This window comes from Pseudomonas sp. TCU-HL1 (genome assembly GCF_001708505.1).
Classification (GTDB): domain Bacteria; phylum Pseudomonadota; class Gammaproteobacteria; order Pseudomonadales; family Pseudomonadaceae; genus Metapseudomonas.
The window spans coordinates 4,082,525-4,098,725 of sequence record NZ_CP015992.1 but is presented as its reverse complement, the minus strand read 5'-3'; the positions used below and the strand labels follow the sequence as shown (position 1 = coordinate 4,098,725).

Annotated in this window: 10 protein-coding genes; 1 reads left to right on the top strand and 9 read right to left on the bottom strand. The window is 64.8% G+C overall.

Annotation, left to right across the window (positions count from 1 at the left end; genetic code table 11):
- Positions 1 to 81 precede the first annotated feature (81 nt).
- From THL1_RS18980 to THL1_RS18945, 8 genes are all read right to left on the bottom strand, one after another.
- Entirely contained in the window at positions 82 to 1,404 is a 1,323-nt protein-coding gene (locus tag THL1_RS18980; protein ID WP_069084673.1) for a sigma-54-dependent transcriptional regulator, read from the bottom strand.
- Positions 1,401 to 3,311, bottom strand: a complete 1,911-nt coding sequence (locus THL1_RS18975; RefSeq protein WP_069084672.1) for a sensor histidine kinase — start codon at positions 3,309 to 3,311, stop codon at positions 1,401 to 1,403. The genes THL1_RS18980 and THL1_RS18975 overlap by 4 nt, the downstream gene beginning before the upstream one ends.
- A 127-nt stretch (positions 3,312 to 3,438) precedes the next feature.
- Positions 3,439 to 4,173 (bottom strand): amino acid ABC transporter ATP-binding protein, encoded by a 735-nt coding sequence (locus THL1_RS18970; protein ID WP_069084671.1) that lies wholly within the window; start codon positions 4,171 to 4,173, stop codon positions 3,439 to 3,441.
- Complete coding sequence (locus THL1_RS18965; RefSeq protein WP_177343844.1) at positions 4,170 to 4,838, bottom strand: amino acid ABC transporter permease; 669 nt, start codon at positions 4,836 to 4,838, stop codon at positions 4,170 to 4,172. The genes THL1_RS18970 and THL1_RS18965 overlap by 4 nt, the downstream gene beginning before the upstream one ends.
- Entirely contained in the window at positions 4,835 to 5,581 is a 747-nt protein-coding gene (locus THL1_RS18960; RefSeq protein ID WP_069084669.1) for an amino acid ABC transporter permease, read from the bottom strand. The genes THL1_RS18965 and THL1_RS18960 overlap by 4 nt, the downstream gene beginning before the upstream one ends.
- 181 nt (positions 5,582 to 5,762) lie before the next feature.
- Positions 5,763 to 6,671 (bottom strand): glutamate/aspartate ABC transporter substrate-binding protein, encoded by a 909-nt coding sequence (locus tag THL1_RS18955; protein WP_069084668.1) that lies wholly within the window; start codon positions 6,669 to 6,671, stop codon positions 5,763 to 5,765.
- Between the two features lie 403 nt (positions 6,672 to 7,074).
- Positions 7,075 to 7,959: an SDR family NAD(P)-dependent oxidoreductase gene (locus THL1_RS18950; RefSeq protein ID WP_069084667.1), complete on the bottom strand. Its 885-nt coding sequence runs from the start codon at positions 7,957 to 7,959 to the stop codon at positions 7,075 to 7,077.
- Positions 7,956 to 9,506, bottom strand: a complete 1,551-nt coding sequence (locus THL1_RS18945) for a flavin-containing monooxygenase (RefSeq protein ID WP_069084666.1) — start codon at positions 9,504 to 9,506, stop codon at positions 7,956 to 7,958. Before THL1_RS18945 ends, THL1_RS18950 begins: the two co-directional genes overlap by 4 nt.
- A gap of 114 nt (positions 9,507 to 9,620) precedes the next feature.
- On the opposite strand from THL1_RS18945, the gene THL1_RS18940 reads away from it, so the two are divergent.
- Complete coding sequence (locus THL1_RS18940) at positions 9,621 to 10,328, top strand: TetR family transcriptional regulator (RefSeq protein ID WP_069084665.1); 708 nt, start codon at positions 9,621 to 9,623, stop codon at positions 10,326 to 10,328.
- Positions 10,329 to 10,446: 118 nt separating this feature from the next.
- Here the strand turns inward: THL1_RS18940 and THL1_RS31135 are convergent, their stop codons facing one another.
- Positions 10,447 to 16,155 (bottom strand): EAL domain-containing protein, encoded by a 5,709-nt coding sequence (locus THL1_RS31135; RefSeq protein WP_069084664.1) that lies wholly within the window; start codon positions 16,153 to 16,155, stop codon positions 10,447 to 10,449.
- Positions 16,156 to 16,201: the final 46 nt, after the last annotated feature.

Sequence of the window (16,201 nt, the reverse complement as noted above, 5' to 3'; positions counted from 1 at the left end):
GTGGTTTTAGACCATGGCGGATGAGGAGGAAATCTTTGTAGGGGCGAATTCACTCGCCCCTACAAAGTCGTTTCCACCCTTTCAAAGCCCGTACTTCTTAACCTTGTCGAACAGCGTGGTCTTGGCCATGCCAAGGGCGATGCAGGCCTGGCTGAGGTTGCCGCCGTGGCGTTCGAGGGCGGCGCTGAGCAGGCTCTTCTCGAAGGCTTCCACCGCTTCGGCAAAGCGCGGTTCGTTGCCGTCCGGTGTCTGGCCACTTTTCTTGAACACCGGCAACCCGAGGGCGAAGCGTTCGGCGACGTTGCGCAGCTCGCGCACGTTGCCCGGCCAGTCGTGGGCCATCAGCGCGGAAACGGTGGCGTTGTCCAGCTCGGGGGCAGTGCGGTCGAAGCGCAGGGAGGAGAGCTGCAGGAAGTGTTCGAACAGCAGCAGGATGTCTTCGCGGCGGTCGCGCAGGGGCGGCAGTTCCAGGGTCACCACGTTGAGGCGGTAGTAGAGGTCGCTGCGGAAGCGTCCGGCACGGCCTTCCTCGTCCAGGTCGAACTTGGTGGCGGCGATCACGCGGCAGTCCACCGGAATCGGCTGGTTGGAGCCGAGGCGTTCCAGGGTTTGTTCTTGCAGGACTCGGAGGAACTTGATTTGCAGGTTGAGCGGCATGCTCTCGATCTCGTCGAGGAACAGCGTGCCCTGGTGGGCATGCTCGATCTTGCCGATGCGGCGCTTGCCGGCGCCGGTGAAGGCGTGGGCCTCGTGACCGAAGATTTCGCTGTCGAACAGGTTCTCCGGCAGGCCACCGCAATTGAGCGCGACGAATTCCCTGGTGTGGCGCCGGCTGCAGTCGTGCAGGCAGCGGGCGACCAGTTCCTTGCCGGTGCCGGTTTCGCCTTCGATCAGGACGTTGGCCGAGGTGTCGGCGACGTTGGCGATCAGCTCGCGCAGGGCCCGGATGGCCGGCGAACGGCCGATGATGCGCTGCTCCAGGGACTGGCGGCCCGCGAGCTGGCGACGCAGGTTCGACACCTCGCGGGCCAGGGCACGCTGCTCCAGGGCGCGGCGGGCGACGTCCACCAAACGTTCGGGAGAAAAGGGCTTTTCCATGAAGTCGTAGGCGCCGTCGCGCATGGCTTGCACGGCCATGGAAATGTCGCCGTGGCCGGTGATCAGCACCACCGGCAGGCTGCGGTCGCGGGCCTTGAGACGCTCCAGCAGGGTCAGGCCGTCCAGGCCGGGCAGGCGGATGTCGCTGATGACGATGCCGGCGAAGTCCTCGCCCACCTGGGCCAGGGCTTCCTCGGCGCTGCCGACGCCGATGCTGGGGATGTCTTCCAGGGCCAGCGCCTGCTGGCAGCCCATCAGAACGTGGGGGTCGTCTTCGACGATGAGGACGCTGAGCGGCTCGGTCATGGGGCGGGGCTCATGGAATCTTCGGGGCTTTCCAGCAGCGGCAGGCAGAGCTCGAAGGCGGTGCCGCCGCTTTCCGGGTGATGGGCCGCCAGGCTGCCGCCAGCGGCGGTGGCCAGGCTGGCGGAGAGGGTCAGGCCCAGGCCCAGGCCGTGTTCGCCGGGCTTGGTGGTGAAGAAGGGTTCGAACAGGTGCACGCGGTTGGCTGGGTCGATGCCGGGGCCGTTGTCGCGCACTTGCAGGCGGTAGGTGTTGCCTTCGGCCACGCCGCTCAGCCAGAGCTGGCAGTCGGCCTGCCCGGCCATGGCATCCAGGGCATTGGTGATGAGGTTGACCAGTATCTGCTCCAGGCGAGTCTGGTCGATGGCCAGCAGCACGTCGGCGAAGTCCCGGTGCAGGGTCAGGGAAGTGCGCTCCAGCCGGCTCTGCAGGAGGAACAGGGCGGCGTCCACCGCCTTGCCCAGGCGCGCGACACCGTGGTCGTCGGACCGCCGGGCGAAGGCGCGCAGGCTGGCGGTGATGCGGCCCATGCGGTCGACCAACTCGTTGATGGCCGCGAGGTTGGTGCTGGCGGTTTCCAGGGCGCCGCGTTGAAGGAAGCGCACGGTGTTGCCGGACAGGGTGCGCAGCGCCGCCAGCGGCTGGTTGAGTTCGTGGGCGATGCTGGTGGACATCTGCCCGATCACCGCCAGCTTGCCGGCCTGGACGAGGCTGTCTTGGGCCTTGCGCAGGTTCTCTTCGGTCTGCTTGCGTTCGCGGATTTCCGCCAGCAGGCGGCTGTTGCTGGCGCGCAGGTCCTGGGTGCGGTCGGCGATGCGGCGTTCCAGTTCGTTGTTGGCCGCCAGCAGCGCCTCGCGGGCGGCCAGGCGCGTGGCAATGACCTTGCGTCGCTCGTTCCAGGCAATCAGCAGGAAGGCCAGCAGGGCGAAGCCGACGGCGGCGAGCATGCCCTGGATTACGCCTTCACGGCGCAGGTCGGCGAGCGGGGAAAGCAGGGTGAAATGCCAGGGGGTGTCGTTGAGGGTGCGGGTCTGGGCGAGGTAGGCGACTTCGCCTTCTTCCTCACCTTGCGGGCCACTGGCGGCGAAGCTGATGGCTTCCAGGCCTTCGCCCAGCACCTCGCGGTTGCGCGGCTCCCATTCGTTCAGCGCCCACCAGTAGTACTGCAGGCTGCGGGCCAGGCGTTCCTTGTCTTCGGCCGAAAGCGGGCGTACGGCCTTCATGCGCAGGGCCGGGTCGCTGGAGAGGATGATGATGCCGTTCTCGTCGCTGACGAAGGCCTGTAGCCGAGCCTTTTCCCAGCGCTCCTGCAGGGATTCGAGCTTCACCTTGACCACCGCCACGCCGATGATCCGGCCCTGGTAGCGCAGGCCGTGGGCGAGGTAGTAACCGGCTTCGCCGGTGGTGCTGCCGATGCCGTAGAAGCGGCCGGGGCGCCCCTGCACGGCTTCCTGGAAGTAGGCGCGGAAGGACAGGTCTTCGCCCAGGTAGCTGTCGCTGTCGCGCCAGTTGCTGGTGGCCAGCACGCGGCCGGAGGTGTCCAGCAGGTAGATAGCGCGGGCGCCGCTGCGGCGGTTCAGCCCTTCGAGGTAGTCGTTGACCAGGTTGCGCCGATAGGGCGTGGGATTGAGCAGCAGGTGGCTGACACTGGACTCCAGCTCCAGCAGGCTGGGCAGGTAGGTGTAGCGGTTGATCTCGCTTTCCACGGCGCGGGCGTGGAGTTCCAGCTGGCGCTCGCCGTTATCCTTCAGCTGGCGGATGCCGGCGACTTCACTGAGGTGATAGCCGATGTAGCCGAAACCCAGCATGCACAGGAGCAGCAGCAGGAACAGCAGGACGTGGCGGAACAGGCGCGGTTTCACGGTCAATGCGGGCGGCACGGCGCGGAGGCTGGCGGTAGGGCATTGCATCATAGACATCCAGGCCGTTCCAGTCGCCGCCCGGGTGCCGAGTGGCGGAGTAGGTCGGGGGAATGCGCGGGCGGTTTTGCCCTCTCCCCCGGCCCCTCTCCCACGAGTGGGAGAGGGGCGCGTTGCATCAGTGCTGGAGGATTTTCGCGAGGAACTGCTGGGCGCGATCGGAACGGGCGTTGACGTCACCGAAGAACTCGTCCTTGGCGCAGTCTTCGACGATCTGTCCGCGGTCCATGAAGATTACGCGGTCGGCGACCTTGCGGGCGAAGCCCATCTCGTGGGTCACGCACATCATGGTCATGCCTTCCTGGGCGAGCTCGACCATCACGTCCAGCACTTCGTTGACCATTTCCGGGTCCAGTGCGGAGGTGGGTTCGTCGAACAGCATCACCACCGGGTCCATGGCCAGGGCGCGGGCGATGGCCACTCGCTGCTGCTGGCCGCCGGAGAGCTGGCCGGGATGCTTGTGGGCGTGGGCCTTGAGGCCAACGCGGTCGAGCAGCTTCAGGCCCTTGTCCAGGGCTTCGTCCTTGTTGCGGCCGAGCACCCTGGTCTGGGCGATGGTCAGGTTCTCGGTGATGGACAGGTGCGGGAACAGCTCGAAGTGCTGGAACACCATGCCGACACGGGACCGCAGCTTGGGCAGGTTGGTGGCCTTGTCGGCGATGGAGGTTCCGTCGACCACGATGTCGCCCTTCTGGAAGGGCTCCAGGGCGTTCACGCACTTGATCAGGGTGGATTTGCCCGAGCCCGAGGGGCCGCACACCACCACCACTTCACCTTTCTTCACGTTGGTGCTGCAGTCGGTCAGCACCTGGAAGTCCCCATACCACTTGTTGACGTTCTTGATGGAAATCATACGGCTAACCTTTTCTGCAGGAGTTTGACCAGCTGGGAAGCGATGAAGCTCACGCTGAAGTAGACCAGGCCGGCGAAGATGAGGAACTCGTGGGGCTGGCCGATGATGTCGCCACGGGAACGGGCGGCGTTGAGGAAGTCCATCAGGCCCACGGTGTAAACCAGCGAGGTGTCCTGGAACAGGATGATGCTCTGCTGCAGCAGCAGCGGGGTCATCTTGCGGAAGGCCTGCGGCAGGATGATCAGGCGCATGCTCTGGCCGTAGGTCATGCCCAGGGCGGAGGCCGCGCCCATCTGGCCCTTCGGGATGGCCTGGATGCCGGCGCGGACGATTTCACAGAAATACGCCGCCTCGAACATCATGAAGGCCACCAGGCACGAGGTGAACGCGCCTACCGGGGTGTCTTCACCGGTGATCGCCCGCAGCAGGAAGGGCACCGCGAAGTAGAACCAGGTGATCACCAGCAGCAGCGGAATCGAACGGAAGTAGTTGACGTACAGCCCGGCAACTTTCGACAGCAGCGGGCTGTGCGACAGGCGCATGAGGGCGAGCAGGGTGCCCAGGGCCACGCCGCCGAATACACCCAGCACCATCAGCTGGAACGTCATCAGCAGGCCGTCGGCCAAGCCCGGCAGGGCGGGGATGATCGCGGAGAAATCCATCATTTACCCCCTACGGAGATCAGGCCGGGCACCGCGACCTTCCGCTCCACCGTGCGCATGATCAGCATCAGGCTCATGTTCAGGGTGAAGTAGATCAGGGTGGCCAGGGTGAAGGCTTCGAACAGGTTCGCGGAGAACTCGGCGGTCTGCTTGGTCTGCGCCAGCAGCTCCATCAGGCCAATCAGAGAGGCCACCGAGGAGTTCTTGAAGATGTTGAGGAACTCGCTGGTGAGCGGCGGAATGATGATGCGGAAGGCCTGGGGCAGCAGCACGTAGCGGTAGATCTGCGGCAGGCGGAAGCCCATGGCGCGGGCGGCGCCGAGCTGGCCCTTGGGCAGTGCCTGGATGCCGGTGCGAACCTGCTCGCAGACGCGGGCGGCGGTGAACAGGCCGAGGCAGACCACCACGCTGAGGTAGGCCGAGGTGGCCGGGTTGAGGTCTTGCTTGAACCAGATTTCCAGGGGTTCCGGCAGCAGGTCGGGTACCAGGAAGTACCAGAGGAACAGCTGCACCAGCAGCGGCACGTTACGGAAGACTTCCACGTAGACGGTGGCGATGCCGGAAACCCAGCGGTTCGGCACGGTGCGCATCACGCCGAGCAGCGCGCCCAGCAGCAAGGCAATGATCCAGCCCGCCAGGGCGATGGCGATGGTCCAGCCCAGGCCGGTGACGAACCAGTCCAGGTAGATTTCGCTGCCGATCCCGGTGGACTTGAGGAACACGCCCCAGTCCCAGTTGTAATTCATCAGGGTTGTCCCCTATCAGGTCGATCGTTCTGCGGTGAAGGCAGTGGAAGGGGGGAAACTCCCTCTCCCTTCAGGGAGAGGGCCGGGGAGAGGGCAGCATGGCCATGCACGGAGCCCACCACCCTCTCCCCCAACCCCTCTCCCTTAAGGGAGAGGGGAGCTGAAGCGGAGCGGGGCTGCGTCAGATTTCTTCAGCCGACTTGTCGGTGGGATTGGCCACCAGCTTCTTCAGCTCTTCGCTCATGGGGAAGTTCAGGTTCAGGCCCTTCGGAGGGATGGGCTGGGTGAACCACTTGTCGTAGATGCCGTTGATCTCGCCGGAGGCGAAGGTGTTGGCGATGGCCTTGTCGACCACATGCTTGAAGGGCTCGTCACCCTTGCGGACCATGCAGCCGTAGATTTCGAAGGACTGCGGGGTGCCGGTCACGACCCAGTCATCGGGCTTCTTGGCCTTGGCCATTTCACCGTAGAGCAGGGCGTCGTCCATCATGAAGGCCACGGCGCGGCCGGACTCCAGCATCAGGAAGGATTCGCCGTGGTCCTTGGCCGAGATGATGTTCATGCCCATCTGCTTCTCGGCGTTCATGGACTTGAGCAGGCGCTCGGAGGTGGTGCCGGCGGTGGTCACCACGTTCTTGCCTTTCAGGGCGTCGAATTCATTGATGCCGGCGGATTTCTTCGACAGCAGGCGGGTGCCTACTTCGAAGATGCCGACCGAGAAACCAACCTGCTTCTGGCGCTCGAGGTTGTTGGTGGTGGAGCCGCACTCGATGTCCACGGTGCCGTTCTGCACCAGCGGGATACGGGTCTGGGAGGTCACCAGGTTGTAGCGGACCTTCAGTTCCGGCATGCCCAGTTCCTGCTTGATGGCCTCGACCACTTTCAGCTGGAGGTCATGGGAGTAGCCGATGGGCTTGCCCGGCTCGGTGCCGAGGTAGGAGAAGGGGATGGAAGCGTCACGGTGACCGAGGGTGATGGTGCCGGTCTCCTTGATCTTCTTCAGGGTACCGGTCAGCTCGGCGGCGAAGGCCGGAGCGGAGATCAGGGTTGCTGCGATAGCGGTGGCCAGAACCTTGGGGAGCATACGCATGAACGACAGTCCTCGATGTTGATTGTTCTTATCGGCGCGAGCAGGAGTTCGCGTCCGTCGGGGATCTGTATTCGCAGGATGCGTGCCAGCTGTATGGTGACTTTGATTTATATATAAGTTGTTGAAATTAAATGTTTTTTATTTGATAGGCGGCTAACGGGATTTTCGTCTTGTCCGGGCTTCCGAATATGCACTCCGAATATCGTTCGGATATCCGAACGAGTGACTTCGTAGTCATCTTTGGAGAGGGCGGTGCCAGGGTTTTTTGGTGTGCCTCGCATCGTTGGGCTTCGTTCCTCTGCCCAACCTACGGCAGGACTGCGTCCTGCATCGCGAATGAATTCGCCCCTACAGCCTGTAGGGGCGATTTCAATCGCCAAGGGCTGCGCAGCAGCCCCTGGGATCAATCAACGGCCTTGGACACTTCCACCGCCCTTGGCTTGGGCGCGAACTTCGCGGCCAGGCGCATGGAACTGGTGACCAGGCGCTGGTAGAGGGTCGGCAGCAGGCGTTGCATGCCGTCCAGTGCCCAGGCGTCGGCGCCGATGAGGATGCGCCGGTTATCCTTGAGCACGCCGCGCAGGATGACGTCGGCGGCCTTTTCCGGGCTGGTGCGCAGCAACTGGTCGTTGAACTGCTGGCGGGCACGGCTGGACTCCTGTCCGGTGACCTTGGCCAGGCTGTCGTTCATGCGCGCGGTCTTGGCGATGTTGGTGCGAATGCCGCCGGGGTGCACGCAACTGGCCGAGACGCCACAACCTTCCATGTCCAGTTCCTGGCGCAATGACTCGGTAAAGCCGCGCACAGCGAACTTGGTGGCGTTGTAGGCGCTCATGCCCGGTTGCGCGAACAGGCCGAACACGCTGGAAACGTTAACCACATGGCCTTCGCCACTGGCCTTGAGGTGTGGCAGGAAAGCCTTGGTGCCATATACCACGCCCCAGAAGTTGATGTTCATGATCCACTCGTATTCCGAGTAGTCGCTGCCATCAACTGTCCCGGCATGGGCGACGCCGGCGTTGTTGACGATCAGGTTGACCCGGCCGTGGTCCAGCACTACCTGTTCGGCCCAGGCGTGCACGGCGTCGCGGTCGGCGACATCGACGCGGGTTTCGGTGACCTGCACGCCCAGCTTGCGCACCAGGGCTGCGGTTTCTGACAGGCCGTCGGCATTCACGTCGGCCAGGGCCAGGTGGCAGCCCTGGCGGGCGAGGGCGCAGGCCAGGGCGCGGCCAATGCCGGAACCGGCACCAGTGACTGCAGCGACTTTATTCTCAAAGGATTTCATGCCGACACCTCCAGGGTGGCCAGTTGCAGCGGTCCCTGGGCAGCGTGCGCGGGCACGCTGCGGCTGAAATGGTAGGCCGCCGGGTCGAAGTTGCGGGTCAGCAGGCGGAAGCGCCAGGTGAAGCCGGGCCAGACGGTGCAGTTGCGACCGGTCACTGGGTGCAGGTACCAGCTCTTGCAGCCGCCGGCGTTCCACACGGTATTGCCGAGGCTGCCCTGGAGCTTGCCGTTGAACCTGTCCTGCACGTCGCGCTTGACCTCCAGAGAGCGCAGGCGGCGGGCGTCGAGCAGGTCGAGGGCGCCGAGCACGTAATGGATCTGCGATTCGATCATGTAGACCATGGAGTTATGTCCAAGCCCGGTGTTCGGCCCCATGAGGAAGAACAGGTTGGGGAAGCCGGCGGTCAGGGTGCCCTTGTAGGCTTCGGGGCCTTGTGGCCAGGTATCCAGCAGGTCGACGCCGTTTCGGCCGAACACCACGCCACGGGGCAGCGGGTCGCTGGGGGTGAAGCCGGTGCCGAAGATGATGGCGTCGATCTCGCGTTCCTGGCCGTCGGCGGTGACGATGCTATGGGCGCGGACTTCCTGGATGCCGTCGGTGATCACGTCGACGTTCGGCTGGGCCAGCGCCGGGTAGTAGTCGTTGGAAATCAGCACGCGCTTGCAGCCCATGGTGTAGTCCGGGGTGACTTTGGCGCGCAGCACCGGGTCCTTGATCTTGCGCTTGATGTAGCCCTTGGCGACCAGTTCGGCGAGTTTCATCACCCGTGGCGTCAGCGCAAAGCCCACCACGCGGCTTTCGAGGACGGCGTAGATGGCGCCGCGCCAGAGTGTCTGCAGGAAGGGGAAGCGCTTGAAGCGGGAGCGCTCGCCCTCGCTGATGGCGCGGTCGGGCTTGGGCATGATCCAGGGCGCGGTGCGCTGGTAGAGGTCGAGCTGGGCGACCTGTTTCTGGATCTGCGGTACGAACTGGATGCTGGAGGCGCCCGTGCCGACCACGGCGACGCGCTTGCCGGTGAGTTCGTAGTCGTGGTTCCACTGCTGGGAATGGAAGCGCATCCCCTTGAAGTTCTCCAGGCCGTGCAGCGCCGGGGTCGACGGGGTGGACAGGGCGCCCATGCCGGAGACCACGAACTGCGCGGTGTAGCGATGGCCGGCGGCGTCTTCGATCTGCCACAGCTCGTCCACGTCATTCCAGGCCAGGCGAGTGATTTCGGTGTTGAGCAGGGTCTTGTCCTGCAATCGGTACTTTTCCCAGCAGCCTTCCAGGTAGGTCTTGATTTCCCCTTGCTTGGCGAACATGCGCGTCCAGTTGGGGTTCGGCTCGAAGGAGAATGAATACAGGTGCGATTGCACGTCGCAGCCGCAGCCCGGGTAATTGTTCACCCGCCAGGTGCCGCCAATGCCGGGCTCCTTTTCGAACAGGAGGAAATCGTTCTCGCCCTTCTGCTTCAGGCGGATCGCCATGCCCAGGCCAGAGAAGCCGGAGCCGATGATGGCAATCTTGCAATGGCGGGCGATGGGACGGGGTGAGGCTGACGCGTTCATGGGCGGAGCTCCTTTCTTATTAGTTGCGACGTATACAGCTGCATACCAAGGTAGACAACTGTATACTCGCCGGCAATCCAACGGCGTCACAACCAACCTTAGGTAGGGCCAGACATGAATTCCGTCAGCGGCGACAGTTCGCAGTCGCCAGACCGAGCCCCCGATGCACCCGGCAAGCGCCTGCTGATGGAGGCGGCGCTGCGCCTGGGTTCCCAGAGCCGCAGCCTGGGTAGCCTGGGCCTGCGCGAGTTGGCGCGGGAGGCCGGGCTGAACCCCAACACCTTCTATCGCCACTTCAAGGATGTGGATGACCTGGGCCTGGCGATCATCCGCACGATTGCCACGCAGCTCCGCCAGCCCTTGCGCGACCTTCGCCGCGAGGCGGCGGCACGTGCCGTGCAGGGCGATGGCGGCGGTACGCCGAAGCTGATGGGCATCGACCTCGGACGAGGCCGGCGGGTTTGCCATGAGACGGTGCAGCTGTTCTTCGATTTCGTCGACGGTAACGCCGAGGCCTTCATCATCGGCGTGCGTGAGCTGCATGGCGCCTCACCGGTGCTGCGAGAAGCCTTGCGCGAAGTGATGGAAGACTTCGCCGCCGACATGGCCGAAGACGTCTTCGAGTACACGCTGCTGCCGGCCACGGTGCCCGAGCCGGTGGTACGGCGCGTGTCGCGCCTGATCAGCCGCAACCTGTTCCAGATGTCCCTGGACTACATCGGCGAACCGGATCGCCGCGAGGCCATCCGTGCGGAGGCGGAGGAGCAGGTGCTGTTCCTCTTCACCGGGGCCAGCGTGTTGCAGGCGTTGGGAGCGGTTTAGGTCTTTTTTGTGGGAGCGAATTCATTCGCGAATGGATGTGTAGCGTCTCTATGGGGGCCCGCAGGGCAGGCCTGCGGCCTGCTTCGCGAATGAATTCGCTCCCACAGGGCCTCTTGCTTCATTCCTCATCCTCTTCCACCGTCGCGTTCTCTTCCTTGGCCTTGGCCAGGCTGTGGTGGAGGAAGGCCTGCGCGATGACCGCACGGAGCTGCTCGTCGTCCCAGGGTTTGGTGAGGAACTTGTAGATGGCGCCCTGGTTGATGGCGTCAGTGACGGACTTCAGGTCGGTGTAGCCGGAGAGCACGATGCGGATGGTGTCGGGGTAGAGGTCCTTGACCCGGCTGAGGAACTCGGTGCCGTTCATTTCCGGCATGCGCTGGTCGGAGAGGATCACCTGGATGTCGTGCTTGGCCAGTTGGGCAAATGCGTCCTGTGCGCGGGAGGCGGTAAGGATCTGGTAGCCGTCGCGGCGCAATACGCGGGTCAGGGCGCGCAGGATGTTTTCTTCGTCGTCGAGCAGCAGCAGGGTCTGGGTGTTGCTGGTGCCTGAGCGGGTTTCCAGGTAGGCCGCCGGGCTCTTGTGGTGCTCGTGGAGGAACTGCTCCAGCTGCTTGAAAGGCATGGGGCGGGCGAAGTAGTAGCCCTGGAACTCGTCGCAGTGGCTTTTCTTCAGGAAGGCGAACTGGGGTTCGGTCTCCACCCCTTCGGCGATCACCCGCAGGCGCAGGTGGTGGGCCATGGAAATGATGCCTTGGGTGATGGCCGCGTCGTGGTGGTCGCTGATGATCTCTTGCACGAAGGCGCGGTCGATCTTCACTTTGTCGATAGGCAGGCGCTTGAGGTAGTTGAGGCTGGAGAAGCCGGTGCCGAAGTCGTCGATGGACAGGCGCACGCCCAGGGCCTTGAGCGCCTGCAGGGTGGCAATCGCGCGTTCGGCGTTGTCCAGCAGCACGGTCTCGGTGATTTCCAGTTCCAGCATTTCGGCCGGTAGGCGCGTTTCTTCGAGAACGCGGCGCACGCTGTCGACGAAGATGTTGCGCTGGAAGTGCACCGCCGAGATGTTCACCGCGACCACGGTGCTGCCCATGCCCCGGTCGAGCAGTTCACGGCAGTCACGGCAGGCGGTGGCCAGCACCCATTCGCTGAGCGGGATGATCTGCCCGGTGTCTTCGGCCACCGGCACGAACTGCGACGGGGAGATGAACCCCAGCAGGGGATGCTGCCAGCGCAGCAGCGCTTCGTAGCCAGTGACCCGGCCGTTCCGGCCGTCGATCTGGGGTTGGTAGTAGAGCATGAAGGCGCTGGCTTCCAGGGCCTTCTGCAGTTCATTGCGCAGGGTCACCCGTTCGCTGACCTTCTGTTCCAGGTCGGTGGTGTACCACTGGTAGCAGTTGCGCCCCTGCTGCTTGGCCTTGTACATGGCCAGGTCCGCCTGCTGGATCAGTTGCATGGGCTGCTGCATGCCCTTTTCGCTCATGGCGATGCCCAGGCTGGCGGTGATGTGCAGTTCGCTGCCGGCGATCGGGTAGGGGCGGGCGATGCAGTCGATGACCCGTTCAGCCACTTGCAGCACATCTTCCTCGCGGGCGAGGTCCGGCAGGATCAGGATGAATTCGTCCCCGCCCAGGCGTGCCACGGTATCGCCGGGGCGTACCTGCTGGCTCAGACGTCGCGCCACTTCCACCAGAATCTGGTCGCCGATGCCGTGGCCCATGGAGTCGTTGATCGGCTTGAAACCGTCGAGGTCGATGAACATCACCGCCAGCTTGCGCTGGTAGCGCTGGCTGATCTGGCAGCCCTGGCGCAGGCGGTCTTCGAGCAGGGAACGGTTGGGCAGGCCGGTGAGCACATCGTGGCTGGCGTTGTAGGCCAGTTCGGACTCCACCCGTTTCTGTTCGGAGATGTCGTTCTGCACGCCGATGAAGTGGGTGATTTCGCCGTGCTCGTTGGGTACCGGGGCAATATAGAGATCGTTCCAGAACGGGGTGCCGTCCTTGCGGAAGTTGCGCAGCACCACGTGAACCTCACGCTTTTCCGCCAGGGAGTGGCGGATTTCGGCGATGCCCGCTTGCTCCCGGTCGGCGCCCTGGAGGAAGCGGCAATTGCGCCCCAGGGCCTCGCCCGCGCTGTAGCCGGTGATGCGCTCGAAGGCCGGGTTGACATAGATGATCGGCAGGTCGTCGGCCGTGGCGTCGCAGATCAGCGCGCCGTTGTAGCTGGCCTCGATGCTGCGCTGGAGGATGCGCAGTTGTTTCTCCGACTCTTTGGCGCGGCTGATATCGCGGAACGCGATGACCCAGCCGCCGAGTGTCCGGGCATGCAGCAGGGGCGCGCAGTCGTAGGCGACATGGCGTTCGCCGTCCAGGCTGACTTCGCCATGGCGACTGCCGGTGGCGGGCGCGCTGTAGAGGTCCAGTGGCAGGTGGTCGGCCAGGGCCTGCCCGAGCAGGGCGTCGGCACTTTGTCCGAGCAGCCCGGCGCCGGCCGGGTTGACGAAGGTCAGGCGCCCCTGGCGGTCCACGGCCAGCAGGCCTTCGCCGACGCTGTCGGTGATGGCCGAGGTGAAATCCAGCTGTTCCTGCAGGCGCTGCTCGCCGGAGAGCACCTGTTGCACCAGGCGGATGTTTTCCAGGGCGGCCACGGCCATCCGGGCGAATTGCTGGGCGATGGCGAGGTCGTCCTGGTTGAAGTCACCGTCGAATTTGTCGGAAAGCTGGATCAGGCCGAGGTGGCGCCCGCCATGGTCGATCAGTGGAACGGCCAGCCAGCCCTGCAGCGGCAGCTGGCCGGTGGCCGAGTCGCCCGGGGCCTCCAGCTCGGCGCGTGTCAGCAAAAACGGTTGGTTGCCGGCGCTGGCACGGGCGTAGAGCGCCAGGCCTTCGGCGGGTAGCTGCGGGGCCTGCCAGGCTTGGTACTTGGTGGACAGGGAGAAGGCGTCGAGACGCTGATCGTCGGCCAGGTTGAACAGCGCCTGGTGGGCGCCAACAAGCTGGCGCAGCTGTTCGCACATGAAGTCCAGCAGGGCGTGGGTATCGAGGATGCCGCCGATACGCAACGCGGTGTCACTCAGGCCATGCAGCAACTGGGCCTTGCGTTCGGATTGGGTCAGGGTTTCTTGCAGCGTCCGTGTCATGCGGTTGCGTTCGCCGATGTCCTTGGCAATGCCGAACACGCCGACGATCTGCCCTTCGACCACGATGGGCAGGTTGGTGATGTCCAGCTCCAGGACCTGCCCTGCGCGGTTGCGGCAGCGCAACTCGTAGCGTTGTGCGGTGCCTTGGAGCACGGTGCGGAAGTGCCGGCGCAGTCGTTCGACGTCCTCCGCTTGTACCAGGCTGGTGAAGCTCTGGCCGGGGAGCTCCGGAGCGCTGTAGCCGATCAGCTCGCAACCGGCCTGGTTGAGACTCACGAAGCGCCCTTCGGGGTCGAACGAGAACACCGGGTCGGGGTTGAAAGTGAACAGTGAGCGGTAGCGCTGCTCGCTCACTTGCAGGCGCAGGTGGTCGTTCTGTCGTTCGATGGCGATGGCCGCCAGTTGTCCGGCGGTGCCGATCAGCTGCAGGGCCTCGTCATCCGGTGCGCAGGGGTGACGCAGGTGTACGGCGAAGGTGCCGAGCACGTCGCCATGGTGGGAGATCAGCGGAATCGCCCAGCACGCCCGCAGGCCGTGGCGCAGGGCCTGTTCGCGATGTTCGTGCCAGAGCGGGTCTTCGCTGATGTCCTCGCTGATCACCATCTGCCGACGAAATACCGCGGTGCCGCAGGTGCCCGACAGCGGCCCGATGGGCAGGCCGTCCAGCGTCTGGCCATAGGCCTCCGGCAGGCTCGGTGCGGCCCCGAGGTGCAGGTGTTTGCGGTCACCGTCCACCAGCAGCACCGAACACAGGGCGGTGGGCTCCAGGGTTTCGCTCATCTGGCAGATGGCCTTGAGGATGTCCTGCAGCGGCTGGTCGGTGGAGATCATGCTGAGAATGTCGCGTTGGTCTTCGGCGTAGGCCTCGTGGCGGACCAGGCTGGTGATGTCGTGGGCGACGGCGAAGAGAGTGCGTTCGCCTTCCGACCAACCGGCCGACCAGAGCAGGTGGACCACGCTGCCGTCCTTGCGCTGGCAGCGGTTGCGCACGGCATCCCAGGAGTCACCACGGATGATGGCCTGGACGTCGCCTCGGGTTCGCTCACGGTCCTCGGCCAGGACGAAATCGGTGTAGGGGTGGCCGATCATTTCCTCGGGCCGGTAACCGAGCACGCTGTGGCAGGACGGGCTGACCTGGGTGAAGCGCTCGGCTTCGTCTATGGAGCAGAGCACGTCCATGGAGTAGTCCATGATCCGCTGGTTCTGCACCTGCAGCCGTGCCTGGTGCTGCAGGCTCAGTTCCAGTTCGCGATTGCTTTCACGCAGGTTCTGGCTGCGTTCGATGGCCAGGCGCGCAAAGCGTTGGCTGACCATCAGCAGGAAGGTGAAGCCCAGGCCGAAGAGCATGAACAGCGGTGGCAGGTAGACCGCGGCGTAGTCGCTGCGGGGCAGGGCCTGGTAGGTGCGCAGGGTCCAGCGCCCTTCGGGGCCGAGGTTGGCGCGTTGCACGCCGACTGGGAACAGGCTGTGCCCCTCGCTGCCCATCGCGGAAGCATAGATGCGTTTGGGCCCTTCGAAGACTTCCAGTACGAAACCGTCCAGGTCCCGCCCCAACTGGCGATCCAGGGTGGCACCGATGTCCAGGCTTGCTACCAGCAGCGCGGCGGGCCGGCCATCGATCCGCAGGGGCGTGGCCACCAGGGTGCTGTTGTCTTCGGCGGCGAAGCTTTGCGCGGCGCTCATCTGCGCGCCTTGGCCCAGACGCACGGCCAGCAGCCAGTCGCGCAGTTCGGCCTGGGCGAGGAAGCGTGCCAGCCAGTCGCCCGCCTGGCGATTGCGGCCGAGTTGCTGGATGGGCTTCAGGTCGGCGTCGAGCAGGGCGATGAGGTTGATGTTGGGGAAGTCACGCAGATAGCTGTGGGCTTCCTGTTGCCATAGCGCATCCGGCGGCAAGCCGCGCAGGTTCTGCCAGCGCTCGGCCATGCGCTGCATCAGTTGCAGGCGCACGGTAAGGGTGTTCTCGATGGACGATTGGGCGCGCAGCAGCAGTTGATGGCTGTGGGTGTTGAGGGTGGTCACTTCGTTCTGGCTGAGCAGGAACCCGCCGACGCAGGTGGCCAGGGCGCCGAGCATGCCGGTGATCAGGGTGCGCCGGTCGAGCAGGCGACGGTGCTCGTCGGGCAGCGCGCAGAGTATGAGCACGGCGCCGCCGAGCAGGGCGGTGAAGAAATTGGCGATGTGCCCGGACTCAGGGTAGAACGCAAACCGCGGCAGGCTGTGGCCGGCTCCCTGCAATGACAGCTCGGACATCAGCGCCAGGCCGATCAGGCTGATGCCACACAGTTGGCTGAGCCAGCGCCCGCCCTGGCGCGTCGCTGCCAGGATCACGGCCAGGCCGAACAGGCCACCGACGATGGCCAACTCGCTGCGGATCCGCCAGTAGCTGCTGATCAACGAGCGGCCGTGGTCGCTGCCGCCGGCCAGCACGTTGTGCCCTAGGCTGTAGCCGGCGAAGACGATCAGCGCCAGGCCGGTCAGCAGCGGCAGCCGGCGCAGCCCGTGGGTGGCTGACAGCAGGGCGGTACCGGCGAGCAGTGTCAGCAGGGCCGTGTCGGGAAGCAGCACCAGTTCGTGTCGAGCCGGGTTGGTCGGAATGGCGAAGGCGATCAGGCTGATGCCCCCGAGGGCCAGCAGGGCGAACGCCAGGCAGTGCAGGAAGGCCTGGAAACTGAAGTGGCGGTGGTAGGTGGCCATGGGTTCGCGCCGCCTCGATGGCTGGGGGAGTCCCGAATACGAGGAG

Coding starts and splice junctions, on each gene's coding strand:
- THL1_RS18980 (WP_069084673.1), bottom strand. CDS start 1,404: ATGACCGAGCCGCTCAGCGTCCTCATCGTCGAAGACGACCCCCACGTT.
- THL1_RS18975 (WP_069084672.1), bottom strand. CDS start 3,311: ATGCAATGCCCTACCGCCAGCCTCCGCGCCGTGCCGCCCGCATTGACC.
- THL1_RS18970 (WP_069084671.1), bottom strand. CDS start 4,173: ATGATTTCCATCAAGAACGTCAACAAGTGGTATGGGGACTTCCAGGTG.
- THL1_RS18965 (WP_177343844.1), bottom strand. CDS start 4,838: ATGATGGATTTCTCCGCGATCATCCCCGCCCTGCCGGGCTTGGCCGAC.
- THL1_RS18960 (WP_069084669.1), bottom strand. CDS start 5,581: ATGAATTACAACTGGGACTGGGGCGTGTTCCTCAAGTCCACCGGGATC.
- THL1_RS18955 (WP_069084668.1), bottom strand. CDS start 6,671: ATGCGTATGCTCCCCAAGGTTCTGGCCACCGCTATCGCAGCAACCCTG.
- THL1_RS18950 (WP_069084667.1), bottom strand. CDS start 7,959: ATGAAATCCTTTGAGAATAAAGTCGCTGCAGTCACTGGTGCCGGTTCC.
- THL1_RS18945 (WP_069084666.1), bottom strand. CDS start 9,506: ATGAACGCGTCAGCCTCACCCCGTCCCATCGCCCGCCATTGCAAGATT.
- THL1_RS18940 (WP_069084665.1), top strand. CDS start 9,621: ATGAATTCCGTCAGCGGCGACAGTTCGCAGTCGCCAGACCGAGCCCCC.
- THL1_RS31135 (WP_069084664.1), bottom strand. CDS start 16,155: ATGGCCACCTACCACCGCCACTTCAGTTTCCAGGCCTTCCTGCACTGC.